Origin of the sequence: Streptomyces sp. NBC_00239 (assembly GCF_036194065.1) — a bacterium.
Taxonomy (GTDB): domain Bacteria; phylum Actinomycetota; class Actinomycetes; order Streptomycetales; family Streptomycetaceae; genus Streptomyces.
In genome coordinates this window covers 5,290,830-5,302,774 of record NZ_CP108095.1, presented here as the reverse complement: position 1 = coordinate 5,302,774, position 11,945 = coordinate 5,290,830, and the positions used below count along the sequence as shown (strand labels likewise).

The following is an 11,945-nucleotide window of genomic DNA, read 5'->3' as shown; positions in this document are numbered from 1 at the left end:
GCACGCGCGCGGCACCGCCGGAACCGACCCGACGCCGACCCGGATCCCACTTCGCCACCTCGCGCCGAGAAATACCCCCTAGGGGTATAGTGTTGTCATCGGTGGGACACGGACCACGCGCCGCCACCCGCCGACCGACTTCGTACGCCGTGATGAGGAGAACGAGATGACCGCCGAGACGGACACCCAGCAGCCCGCCGCCACCTCCTGCTGCTCCAGCACGGGCTCCTGCCACGACGGCGCGGCCACCGTCCAGGTGGGCGCCGTCACCGCGGTCTACCGGGTCACCGGCATGACCTGCGGCCACTGCGAAGGGGCCGTGACCGCCGAGCTGTCCGAGCTGCCCGGCGTCACCTCGGTCAAGGCCGTCGCCGCCACCGGCGAGGTCACCGTGGTCTCCGCCGCCCCGCTCGACGCGGAGGCCGTACGCGCCGCCGTCGACGAGGCGGGCTACGAGCTCGCCGACCAGGCCTGACCCCTCCCTCTTCAGGCGATTCCCGCCGGACCGCGCCGGCCAGCTGATACTGGTTCCGTACGGTCCGGCCCTCCCCTCTGGAGCTCGGACATGAGCAGCAGCACCGTGCACGAAGCACCGATAGCAGCGGAACCGGCACCGGCCTCGCAGGTCGAGCTGTCGATCGGCGGGATGACCTGCGCCTCCTGCGCGGCCCGCATCGAGAAGAAGCTCAACCGCATGGCGGGGGTCACCGCGACGGTGAACTACGCCACCGAGAAGGCCAAGGTCTCCTACCCGGCCGGGACCGAGGTCGCCGACCTCATCGCGACCGTGGTCAAGACCGGCTACACGGCCCAGGAGCCGCCCCCGCCGCCCGTTCCGGAGCCCGCCGCGGCCGACCCGGCCCCGGCGGCGCAGGGGCCCGCCGAGGCCGCCGACGTGCCCGACCCGGAGCTCGCCGCACTGCGTCACCGGTTGATCGTCTCGACCCTGCTGGCCGCCCCCGTGGTGCTGCTCGCCATGGTCCCCGCCCTCCAGTTCGACAACTGGCAGTGGCTGTCGCTGACCCTCGCCGCCCCCGTCGTCGTATGGGGCGGCCACCCCTTCCACCGGGCCGCCTGGACCAACGCCCGGCACGGCGCGGCCACCATGGACACCCTGGTGTCGGTGGGCACCCTCGCCGCGTTCGGCTGGTCCCTGTGGGCCCTGTTCTTCGGGCATGCGGGCATGCCCGGCATGCGGCACGGCTTCGACTTCACCCCCGGAGCGGTAGATGCCGCCGCCCGGGCCGGCGGCGCCTCCACCGTCTACCTGGAGGTAGCGGCCGGCGTCATCGCCTTCATCCTGCTCGGCCGCTACCTGGAGGCCCGCTCCAAGCGGAAGGCGGGCGCCGCGCTCAAGGCCCTGCTGCACCTGGGCGCCAAGGACGTGACCGTACTGCGCGGCGGCGCCGAGGTACGGATCCCGGTCGGGCAGCTGGCCGTCGGCGACCGCTTCCTGGTCCGCCCCGGCGAGAAGATCGCCACCGACGGCACGGTCGTCGAGGGCAGCTCCGCCGTCGACGCCTCGATGCTGACCGGCGAATCGGTGCCGGTGGACGTCGCCGTGGGCGACACCGTCACCGGCGCCACCGTCAACACGGCCGGCCGCCTCGTGGTCGAGGCCACCCGGATCGGCGCGGACACCCAGCTGGCCCGGATGGCACGACTGGTCGAGGACGCCCAGAACGGCAAGGCCGAGGTACAGCGGCTGGCCGACCGGATCTCCTCGGTCTTCGTGCCCGTGGTGCTGGTCCTGGCCCTCGCCACCTGGGTCGGCTGGCTGCTGGCCACCGACGATCCCACGGCAGCCTTCACCGCCGCCGTGGCCGTCCTGATCATCGCCTGCCCGTGCGCGCTGGGCCTGGCCACGCCGACCGCCCTGATGGTCGGCACCGGCCGCGGCGCCCAGCTCGGCATCCTGATCAAGGGGCCGGAGGTGCTGGAGTCGACCCGCCGGGTGGACACCGTGGTCCTCGACAAGACCGGCACGGTCACCACCGGCCGGATGGCCCTCCAGGACGTGATCACCGCGGACGGCGTCCAGGAGCGCGAACTCCTGCGCCTGGCGGGCTCCTTGGAGCACGCCTCCGAACACCCGGTGGCCCGCGCCGTCGCGGCGGGCGCGGCCGAGCGCGCCGGTTCGCTGCCGGTGCCGGAGAGCTTCGAGAACGTCGCCGGACTCGGCGTCCAGGGCGTGGTCGAAGGACACGCCGTCCTGGTGGGCCGGGAGCAGCTGCTGGCGGGCTGGTCGATCCCGCTGCCGGCGGAGCTGGCCGCGGCCAAGGCGGCGGCCGAGGCCGAGGGGCGTACGGCGGTCGTGGTGGCCTGGGACGGCGCCGCACGCGGCGTCCTGACGGTGGCGGACGCGGTCAAGGAAACCAGCGCGGAGGCGGTGGCCCGGCTGCGCGCCCTCGGCCTCGAACCGGTGCTGCTGACCGGCGACAACAAGGCCGTGGCCGAGGCGGTGGCCCGCGCGGTGGGCATCGACGAGGTGATCGCGGAGGTGCTGCCGCAGGACAAGGTGGACGTCGTCAAGAGGCTGCAGGCGCAGGGCCGTACGGTCGCGATGGTCGGCGACGGGGTCAACGACGCCGCCGCTCTGGCCCAGGCGGACCTCGGGCTCGCGATGGGCACGGGCACGGACGCGGCCATCGAGGCCGGCGACCTGACGCTGGTCCGCGGGGACCTGCGGGTGGCGGCCGACGCGATCCGGCTGGCCCGCCGGACCCTGGCCACCATCAAGGGAAATCTGTTCTGGGCGTTCGGCTACAACGTGGCGGCGCTGCCGCTGGCCGCGGCGGGGCTGCTCAACCCGATGATCGCGGGTGCCGCGATGGCCTTCTCCTCGGTCTTCGTCGTGAGCAACAGCCTCCGGTTGCGCTCGTTCCGCTGACTGCGGGCCACCTGGCCGCCTCCTGCGGGGGGCGGCCTTCGCATGGCCGTCACCATTCCTTCACAAGAGACACAGATCACACAGATCACAACGTAACCAACCGGGGGTCGGGCGAGTCTAATGAGTCGATGCCAAGAACGTCTTGGGGGACGTTCTGCGGATGTCTTGGGGGACGTCCGGGCGTTTGCCGGCCGGGGCGCGTGCCTTCGCGGGGAGCTTTGAGCGGCCCTCCCGACGCGTACGGGTCCCGGCAGACCACCCTGTGGAGCCCACCGGCTCCTCACCAGACACCCGGCTCGGGTCCCGTGGGGGGAATCCGCACCGGGGATAGGGAAAGCGCCCCGTCCGTCGACCCGTGGGGGGATCGACGGCGGGGCGCTTTTCTCTTGCCTGGGGCGGGTCCGGGTCAGCGGGCCTCGACCGGGACGAAGTCGCGCAGGACCTCGCCGGTGTAGATCTGGCGCGGGCGACCGATGCGGGAACCCGGCTCCTTGATCATCTCGTGCCACTGGGCGATCCAGCCGGGAAGGCGGCCGAGCGCGAAGAGCACGGTGAACATCTCGGTGGGGAAGCCCATCGCCCGGTAGATCAGACCGGTGTAGAAGTCCACGTTCGGGTAGAGGTTGCGCGAGACGAAGTACTCGTCGGAGAGCGCGTGCTCTTCCAGCTTGAGCGCGATGTCGAGCAGCTCGTCGGACTTGCCGAGCGCCGAGAGGACATCGTGCGCCGCCGCCTTGATGATCTTCGCCCGGGGGTCGAAGCTCTTGTAGACGCGGTGGCCGAAGCCCATCAGGCGGACGCCGTCCTCCTTGTTCTTCACCTTGCGGATGAAGGAGTCGACGTCGCCGCCGTTGGCCTTGATGCCTTCGAGCATCTCCAGGACCGACTGGTTGGCGCCACCGTGCAGCGGACCCCACAGGGCGCTGATGCCCGCGGAGATCGACGCGAACATGTTGGCCTGCGAGGAGCCGACGAGGCGGACCGTGGAGGTCGAGCAGTTCTGCTCGTGGTCCGCGTGCAGGATCAGCAGCTTGTCGAGCGCCGAGACCACGACCGGGTCCAGCTCGTACTCCTGGGCCGGCACGGAGAACGTCATGCGCAGGAAGTTCTCGACGTAGCCGAGGTCGTTGCGCGGGTAGACCACCGGGTGGCCGACCGACTTCTTGTACGCGTACGCGGCGATGGTCGGGAGCTTGGCCAGCAGCCGGATCGTCGACAGGTGGCGCTGCTTGTCGTCGAACGGGTTGTGGCTGTCCTGGTAGAACGTCGACAGCGCGCTGACCACGGAGGACAGCATCGCCATCGGGTGCGCGTCACGCGGGAAGCCGTCGTAGAAGCGCTTGACGTCCTCGTGCAGCAGTGTGTGCTGGGTGATCTCGTTGCGGAACGACGCGAGCTGGTCCACGGTCGGCAGCTCGCCGTTGATCAGCAGGTACGCGACCTCGATGAAGGTCGAGCGCTCCGCCAGCTGCTCGATCGGGTACCCGCGGTACCGCAGGATGCCCTGCTCGCCGTCGAGGTAGGTGATGGCGGATTTATAGGCAGCGGTGTTCCCGTAGCCGCTGTCCAGGGTGACCAGACCGGTCTGGGCCCGGAGCTTCGAGATGTCGAAGCCCTTGTCACCGACGGTGCTGTTGACCACCGGGTAGGTGTATTCACCGTCCGCGTACCGCAGTACTACAGAGTTGTCGCTCACGTCATCCCTCACCGACGTAGTGCCTCTTCTTCGAGGTGCCCTGACTGCCTCTACCTTCCCCCATTTGGCGCAGGAGAGTGCACTCGGGGTCGGACTTTGGGCCCTGCGGCGGCACTGAGTGCCGCCAACCTGCACATCCTGCCCGCTCCGGCCCGAAAGCGGAAACCCTAGGTGAAGTTTCCCACCGGTATACGGCCGGACAGCCTAGGGGCCACGGCCGTGTACCTCCTGCCTGCGGAAACCGTCCGCACCGCCTGCCCCAGGGCCTTGCGCGAGCCGACGAGGACGACCAGCTTCTTGGCCCTGGTGACAGCGGTGTAGAGAAGGTTCCGCTGGAGCATCATCCAAGCTCCGGTGGTGATCGGGATCACCACCGCCGGGTATTCACTCCCCTGGGAACGGTGAATCGTCACGGCATAGGCGTGCGCGAGCTCGTCCAGCTCGTCGAACTCGTACGTGACCTCCTCGTCTTCGTCCGTGCGCACCGTCAACCGCTGCTCGTCGGGGTCCAGGGCGGTCACTACGCCGACCGTGCCGTTGAAGACCCCGTTGGCACCCTTCTCGTAGTTGTTGCGGATCTGGGTGACCTTGTCGCCGACCCGGAAGACCCGGCCGCCGAACCGCTTCTCGGGGAGGTCCGGCCGGGCCGGGGTGATGGCCTGCTGGAGCAGCCCGTTCAGGTTCCCGGCGCCGGCCGGGCCGCGGTGCATGGGCGCGAGCACCTGGATGTCCCGTCGCGGGTCGAGCCCGAACTTGGCCGGAATCCGGCGGGCGGCCACGTCCACGGCGAGCCGGCCCGCCGCCTCGGTGTCCTCCTCGGCGAAGAGGAAGAAGTCCGGCAGTCCGTCGGTGAGCGGCGGCAGCCCGGTGTTGATCCGGTGGGCGTTGGTGACCACACCGGACTGCTGGGCCTGCCGGAAGATCCGGGTCAGCCGGACGGCGGGCACCGGGCCGCCGTCGGCCAGCAGGTCGCGGAGCACCTCGCCGGCGCCCACCGAGGGCAGCTGGTCCACGTCCCCGACGAGCAGCAGGTGGGCCCCCGGCGCCACCGCCTTGACCAGCTTGTTCGCCAGCAGCAGGTCCAGCATCGAGGCCTCGTCGACCACGACCAGGTCGGCCTCCAGCGGCCGGTCCCGGTCGTACGCCGCGTCCCCGCCCGGCTTGAGCTCCAGCAGCCGGTGCACGGTGGAGGCCTCGGCCCCGGTCAGCTCGGCCAGCCGCTTGGCGGCCCGGCCGGTGGGCGCGGCGAGCACCACCTTGGCCTTCTTCGCCCGGGCCAGCTCCACGATCGAGCGCACCGTGAACGACTTGCCGCAGCCCGGCCCGCCGGTGAGCACGGCGACCTTGCTGGTCAGGGCCAGCCGGACGGCGTCGCGCTGCTCGGGGGCGAGCTGGGCGCCGGTGCGCCCCGCCAGCCAGGTCAGCGCCTTGTCCCAGTCGACGTCCCGGAAGCCGGACATCCGGTCTTCTTCGGCTCCCAGCAGCCGCCGCACCTGGCCGGCCAGGGAGAGCTCCGCCCGGTGGAAGGGCACCAGGTAGACCGCGGTGAGCGGCGGCCCGCCGTCCGGCGCGGGGACCTGCTCCCGGACCACGCCCTCGTCCTCGCCCGCCAGTTCGGCCAGGCAGTCGATGACCAGCCCGGTGTCCACCTGGAGCAGCTTGACCCCGTCGGCGATCAGCCGGTCCTCGGGCAGGAAGCAGTGCCCCTGGTCGGTGGACTGGGACAGCGCGTACTGGAGTCCGGCCTTCACCCGCTCGGGGCTGTCGTGCGGGATCCCGACGGCCTGGGCGATCCGGTCGGCGGTCAGGAAGCCGATGCCCCACACGTCGGCGGCGAGCCGGTAGGGCTGGTTCTTCACCACGGAGATGGAGGCGTCCCCGTACTTCTTGTAGATGCGGACCGCGATGGAGGTGGAGACGCCGACACCCTGGAGGAAGACCATGACCTCCTTGATGGCCTTCTGCTCCTCCCAGGCGGCCCCGATCATCCGGGTCCGCTTGGGGCCGAGCCCGGGCACCTCGATCAGCCGCTTCGGCTCCTGCTCGATCACGTCGAGCGTGTCGATCCCGAAGTGGTCGGTGATCCGGTCCGCGATCCGCGGCCCGATGCCCTTGATCAGGCCGGAGCCGAGGTAGCGGCGGATGCCCTGGACGGTGGCCGGGAGCAGGGTCGTGTAGTTCTCCACGGTGAACTGCTTGCCGTACTGCGGATGGGAGGCCCAGCGGCCCTCCATCCGCAGCGATTCACCGGGTTGCGCGCCGAGCAGGGCACCGACCACCGTGAGGAGATCGCCGGCCCCGCGCCCCGTGTCGACCCGGGCGACGGTGTAGCCGTTCTCCTCGTTGGCGTACGTGATGCGCTCGAGCACCCCTTCGACCACTGCCAGATTGGACATGCCCAGACGTTACCGCCGTACGCCGACAGCCCGTTCGGCCTGTGGAAAACATCGAGGGGGTCCCGGCCTCGCGGCCGCAACCCCCTCGCGGTTTCCCCTCCCCCGTCGGGCTTCCCGATCCCCCCGGATCCCTCCCGGAAGCGCCGACGCACAGTACGACCGCCGTCCGGGGCCGACGGTTGCACGGCGGATTCCGTTTTTATGTTTCCTTGACCCAAGGTGCCGCCAAATCCGGACAGACGTAGCGTTTCAGCCATGAGCGATGACTCCCTCGAGAAGGACGTGCTCCAAGAGCTCGGCGACGACCGGCTCACCGAGATCGCCGGGCTCCTCGGCACCGACGACGACGGCGCCCGGAACGTGGTCGGCACGACCGTCGGCGCCCTCACCGGCGGACTCCAGGAGAAGGCGGGCGCGGACGACGACGAAGGCGCCGAGGTCCGCCAGGCGTTCGCGGAGGTGTCCGAACCGCCGCTCCAGGGCGTGGCCACGCTGGGTGGCGGGCTGCTGGGCGGCGGGCTGATGGCGGGGGTACTCGCCAAGGTGAGCAAGCCGGTGGCCAACGCGGTGTCCAAGAAGACCGGCATCCCGGCGCCGGCCGTCACCCGGGTGATCGAGCTGCTGATCCCGGTGCTGATGGCGGTCTTCGCGAAGCGGGCCGCCGGCAAGGGGGGCGCCGGTGCCGGCGGGGCCGGCGGTGGGGCCGGTGCCGGTGCCGCCGGTGGCGGCGGCGGTGGGCTCGGTGATCTGCTGGGCCAGATCCTTGGCGGCGGCGCCAGGAAGCCGTAGCGGCGCCGCCGGGGTTTGCGGCGGACTTCGGCCTCGGCCACCGCCTGGCCCCGCCGGCTGACTGTGGCGCACCTCCAGCCTCTCCGACTGCCCGAGGGCAACCCTTTGGCTTGGCGGCAATCCCCAGCCTCGCCGGTGCCCTGAGGGGCGACCCCCACTCCCCGATGCCCTGAGGGACCAACTCCAGCCTCGCCGGTGCCCTGAGGGGCGACCCCCACTCCCCGATGCCCTGAGGGACCAACTCCAGCCTCGCCGGTGCCCTGAGGGGCAACCTTCAGCCTCGCCGGCGTTTGAGGCGCGGGTCCGGGCGGAGCCCGGTGCCCGGCGCCAGCCGGGTTGCAGTCCTGGGGCTCCGCCCCAGACCCCGCGCCTCAAACGCCGGCGAGGCTGGATGTGCCCCGCTCAGGCCGAGGTTCACCTCAGGGCGTTGGCGAGGCTGCTGATGCCCAGGGCACCGGCGAAGCCGGGGGGTGTGCTCCAGGGGGCCGGTGAGGCTGGGAGGTTGGGCCACCGGGCGGTGGTGGGGCTGGGGTCAGTTGGGGGGTGGGGTGACGGCGTAGACCCGGGTGTAGGCGGGGTTGGGGGTGGGGACCACGTGGAGGCGGGCGCCCTCGGCGGGCAGCGCGGCCAGACCGGTCAGCCCGGTGACCAGGGGCACCCCGGCCACGCCCAGCGCATCGGCGACAGCCCCCGTACGGCACGTGCCGTCCGTGGCGACGAGCACGGCGCCCTGCCCCGCGAGCAGCGCGACCGCCTCCTCGGTGAGGTACGGCCCGTCGGGCCGGCCCGTCTCGATGACGACCGCCTGTCCGGCGAGCCGGAAGGGCGCCAGGGCCAGCCGGTCGGCGACCGGCTCCGCCGCGCCCGTCAGCCGGACCAGCACCACGGGCAGGTCCACGAGGTCCGCCAACTCGGGCCCCCCGCCGGCCCGGCGGCCACCCGGACCCGCGCCACCCCCGGACCCGTCACCTCCCTGCTGGTCACCCTCACGCCCGTCACCCCCAGGCCGGTCACCCCCAAGCTCGTCACCCCCAAGCTCGTCACCCTCAGCCCGGTCACCCCCAGGCCCGTCACCCCCAGGCCCGTCACCCCCGAGCTCGTCACCCCCAGGCCCATCACCCCCAAGCCCATCATCCCCAGGCCCGTCACCCCGGAGCGCGGCCTCGGTGGCCGGTGGTTCGGCGGGGGGCCAGGTGGCTCTGGTGGTGGGGGACGTCAGGTCGGTGGTGCGGGGGCGGGCCGGGCCCGCCGCGGTGTTGCGGGAGCCCTTGTGGGGTTCTCTGATCAGCCGCTTGCGCGTGATCTTCGTGGCGCCCACCATCAGCAGGCCCAGGTGGCGGACCAGGAGTTCGCCGAGTTCCTCGTCGCCGATGGCGTCGCCGGGGATGTCGAGGCGGAAGCCCTGCGTCTGCAGCGCGCCGCCGTTGCTGAACACCACCTCCGCGTCGAAGTCGACCCGCCACTGGTCTCCCGTACCGCCTCCCGCCGCCTTGCCGGCCCCGCCCGTACCGCCGGCACTGCCGGTACCGCCCGTGCCCCCGGTGCTGCCCGTCCCGCCAGCTGTGCCGGCCCCGCCCGGTCCGCCCGTCCTGTCGGCCATTTCCGCTCCTGGTTCGTCGGCCCGGTGCGCGTTCGCGGTCACCGGGTACGCTCGGCCCCATGGGGCCACACGACACCGTCAGGCTGCGTGACCCGGAGCCCGGCGATCTGGGGTGGATCGTGCAGCGGCACGGCGCGCTGTATGCCGCCGAGTACGGCTGGAACACCGACTTCGAGGGCCTGGTCGCACGTATCGTCGCGGACTTCGCCCAGGACCACGACCCCCACCTGGAACGGGTCTGGATCGCCGAGCTCGACGGGCGCCCGGTCGGGTCCGTCATGTGCGTGCGCGACGACGCGCCGGGCACCGCGCGGCTGCGGCTGCTGCTCGTCGACCCGGCCGGCCGCGGCCTCGGGATCGGCGCGCAACTGGTCGACGCGGTCGTCTCGTTCGCCCGCGAGGCCGGCTACCGCGAACTGGTCCTGTGGACCAACGACGTCCTGGACGCGGCCCGCGTGCTCTACCGGCGGGCCGGCTTCACCCTCGTCGCGGAGAAGCCGCACCGCTCGTTCGGAGTGTCCCTCACCGGGCAGGACTGGCGGCTGAGGCTGCACGAGCGCTCCCCGTGACGCCCCCCGGCCCGGCCGCCGTCCCCCCGGCCGCCGCCCGCCCGGCCGCGCGTCCGGGCCCCAGGGAGGTCAGGGCCACGCCTCCCACCAGCAGCAGCGCGGCCAGCCAGCGCAGCCCCCGGACCTCCTCACCCAGCACCAGCGCCGCCGAGCCCATCCCGAACACCGGCACCAGCAGGGAGAACGGCGCGACCGACGAGGCCGGGTAGCGGCGCAGCAGGTAGCCCCACACGCCGAAGCCGAACACCGTGGACACCCAGGCGAGGTACAGGACGACCCCGGCCCCGCCCCAGTCCATCGCCCGCAGCGCCGCCAGGTCCCGCTCCGGGCCCTCCAGCAGCAGGGACAGCAGGAGCAGCGGCAGGATCGGCACCGCGCACACCCAGACCATGAAGTTGAGCGCGTCCGGCGGCGAGGCCTTGCGGGTCAGCACGTTCGACACGCCCCAGCAGGCGGCCGCCGCTACGACCATCGCGAAGCCCGCCACCGGGCCGTAGGCCCCCTCGTCGACGGCCGCGACCCCGATGCCCGCGAACGCGACGGCCATGCCCGCGATCCGCAGCCGGCCCGGCCGCTCCCCCAGTGCCACGGCCGCGAAGACCACCGTGAACACCGCCTGGACCTGGAGCACCAGCGAGGACAGCCCGGCCGGCATGCCCGCGTCCATCCCGCTGAACAGCAGCCCGAACTTGGCCACTCCCAGCGCCAGTCCGACCGCCACCACCCACTTCCAGGCGACCTTGGGCGGTCCGACGAGGAACACCGCCGGGATCGCCGCGGCCAGGAAGCGCAGGGCCGACAGGAGCAGGGGCGGGAACTCGCCCAGACCGATCTGGATCACGACGAAGTTGACCCCCCAGAGGGCGGTGACCAGCACGGCGAGTGCGATGTGAACAGGGCGCATGGTCCGAGCATCGGGTCAGCGATCGTGAAGCACCAGCGCGGATTTCTTCAGGGTTGGATGAAGCATCTCTTCATCCAACCCGCCGTGCGACAGCCTAGGGTGGCGGCCATGCTCGATCTGTCCCGGCTGCGCGCCCTGCACGCCGTCTCCGTCCACGGCTCGGTCGGCGCCGCCGCCGAAGCACTCGGCTACACCGCCTCCGCCGTTTCCCAGCAGATCGCCAAGCTGGAGCGCGAGACCCGCACCACCCTGCTCGAACGCCGGGGCCGCGGGGTCGCCCTCACCGAGGAGGCCCGGCACCTGGCCGCGACCGCGCAGGAGCTCCTCGCCATCGTGGAGCGGGCCGAGACCACGCTGGAGGAGCGCCGCGGGCGGCCCAGCGGGCGGCTGCGGGTCGCCGCCTTCGCCTCCGCCGCGCGCGGCCTGCTGCCCGGGGTGCTGGCGGAACTGGCCCGCAACCACGACTCCCTGGAGGTCGGCCTCACCGAGGTCGACCCGCACCTGTCGATGGACCTGGTCGCCCAGGGGGTCACCGACCTGGCCGTGACCCACGACTGGGACATCACCCGGCTGCCCACCCCCGAAGGCGTCGAACAGGCCGTCATCGGCGACGACCTGTGCGACCTGCTGGTGCCCGAAGGCCACCCCTTCACCCGGATGCCGCGGGTCCGGCGGGCCGACCTCGGCGGGCAGCGGTGGATCGTCCAGCCGCCCGGCCAGGTGTGCCACGACTGGCTGGTGCGGACCCTGCGCGGCGTCGGCTTCCAGCCGGACATCGCGCACGTCGTCGCGGAGAACCACACCCAGGTCGCGCTCGTCGCGGCCGGGCTCGGGGTGGCGGTGATGCCGCGGCTGGGCAGCGGCCCGCTGCCGGCCGGGGCGGTCGCCGTCCCGCTGGAGCCGGTCCCTTCGCGGCGGCTCTACGCGCTGTGGCGGACCGGCGCCGCCCGCCGCCCCGCCATCACCGAGGCGGTACGGACCCTCCAGGCGCACTGGCCGCCGGCCGGCTACCCCGACCCGCACCCGCGTCCCCGGGCAGCCGCCACGCGGCCCCGCTGACGCGCCCCCGGTAGCGCGTCCGGGGGACGCCGGGGGTGTCCC

Annotated in this window: 8 protein-coding genes and 1 pseudogene; 5 read left to right on the top strand and 4 right to left on the bottom strand. The window is 72.5% G+C overall.

The window, feature by feature from the left end; genetic code table 11:
• The first annotated feature begins 166 nt into the window (after positions 1-166).
• Positions 167-475 (top strand): heavy-metal-associated domain-containing protein, encoded by a 309-nt coding sequence (locus OG764_RS23340; RefSeq protein ID WP_328970368.1) that lies wholly within the window; start codon positions 167-169, stop codon positions 473-475.
• A 90-nt stretch (positions 476-565) separates the two neighbouring features.
• Entirely contained in the window at positions 566-2,890 is a 2,325-nt protein-coding gene (locus OG764_RS23335) for a heavy metal translocating P-type ATPase (RefSeq protein WP_328970367.1), read from the top strand.
• A 406-nt stretch (positions 2,891-3,296) separates the two neighbouring features.
• Here OG764_RS23335 and OG764_RS23330 read toward each other — a convergent pair whose 3' ends face one another.
• Together OG764_RS23330 and recD2 are read right to left on the bottom strand one after the other, a co-directional pair.
• On the bottom strand, positions 3,297-4,586 hold the full coding sequence (locus tag OG764_RS23330; RefSeq protein WP_328970366.1) for a citrate synthase: 1,290 nt from the start codon (positions 4,584-4,586) through the stop codon (positions 3,297-3,299).
• Between the two features lie 167 nt (positions 4,587-4,753).
• A complete protein-coding gene (recD2, locus tag OG764_RS23325; protein WP_328970365.1) occupies positions 4,754-6,982 on the bottom strand; it encodes an SF1B family DNA helicase RecD2 in 2,229 nt (742 codons plus the stop codon).
• A 255-nt stretch (positions 6,983-7,237) separates the two neighbouring features.
• On the opposite strand from recD2, the gene OG764_RS23320 reads away from it, so the two are divergent.
• On the top strand, positions 7,238-7,771 hold the full coding sequence (locus OG764_RS23320; RefSeq protein ID WP_328970364.1) for a DUF937 domain-containing protein: 534 nt from the start codon (positions 7,238-7,240) through the stop codon (positions 7,769-7,771).
• A 532-nt stretch (positions 7,772-8,303) separates the two neighbouring features.
• Here the strand turns inward: OG764_RS23320 and OG764_RS23315 are convergent.
• Positions 8,304-9,371, bottom strand: coding sequence for a hypothetical protein (locus tag OG764_RS23315; RefSeq protein WP_328970363.1), 1,068 nt, complete (start codon positions 9,369-9,371; stop codon positions 8,304-8,306).
• A gap of 71 nt (positions 9,372-9,442) precedes the next feature.
• Here OG764_RS23315 and OG764_RS23310 point away from each other — a divergent pair.
• Positions 9,443-9,940: pseudogene (locus OG764_RS23310) on the top strand (GNAT family N-acetyltransferase); the annotation flags it as partial.
• Here OG764_RS23310 and OG764_RS23305 read toward each other — a convergent pair.
• Complete coding sequence (locus OG764_RS23305; protein WP_328970362.1) at positions 9,894-10,844, bottom strand: EamA family transporter; 951 nt, start codon at positions 10,842-10,844, stop codon at positions 9,894-9,896. The pseudogene OG764_RS23310 and the gene OG764_RS23305 overlap by 47 nt on opposite strands.
• A 108-nt stretch (positions 10,845-10,952) precedes the next feature.
• On the opposite strand from OG764_RS23305, the gene OG764_RS23300 reads away from it, so the two are divergent.
• Positions 10,953-11,903 carry a LysR family transcriptional regulator gene (locus OG764_RS23300; protein WP_328970361.1) on the top strand — a complete coding sequence of 317 codons (951 nt, stop codon included), beginning with the start codon at positions 10,953-10,955 and terminating at the stop codon, positions 11,901-11,903.
• Positions 11,904-11,945 lie beyond the last annotated feature (42 nt).

Excerpts from the sequence above, each read along its gene's own strand:
- OG764_RS23340 (WP_328970368.1), top strand. The coding sequence starts at position 167 with ATGACCGCCGAGACGGACACCCAGCAGCCCGCCGCCACCTCCTGCTGC.
- OG764_RS23335 (WP_328970367.1), top strand. The coding sequence starts at position 566 with ATGAGCAGCAGCACCGTGCACGAAGCACCGATAGCAGCGGAACCGGCA.
- recD2 (WP_328970365.1), bottom strand. The coding sequence starts at position 6,982 with ATGTCCAATCTGGCAGTGGTCGAAGGGGTGCTCGAGCGCATCACGTAC.
- OG764_RS23320 (WP_328970364.1), top strand. The coding sequence starts at position 7,238 with ATGAGCGATGACTCCCTCGAGAAGGACGTGCTCCAAGAGCTCGGCGAC.
- OG764_RS23315 (WP_328970363.1), bottom strand. The coding sequence starts at position 9,371 with ATGGCCGACAGGACGGGCGGACCGGGCGGGGCCGGCACAGCTGGCGGG.
- OG764_RS23305 (WP_328970362.1), bottom strand. The coding sequence starts at position 10,844 with ATGCGCCCTGTTCACATCGCACTCGCCGTGCTGGTCACCGCCCTCTGG.
- OG764_RS23300 (WP_328970361.1), top strand. The coding sequence starts at position 10,953 with ATGCTCGATCTGTCCCGGCTGCGCGCCCTGCACGCCGTCTCCGTCCAC.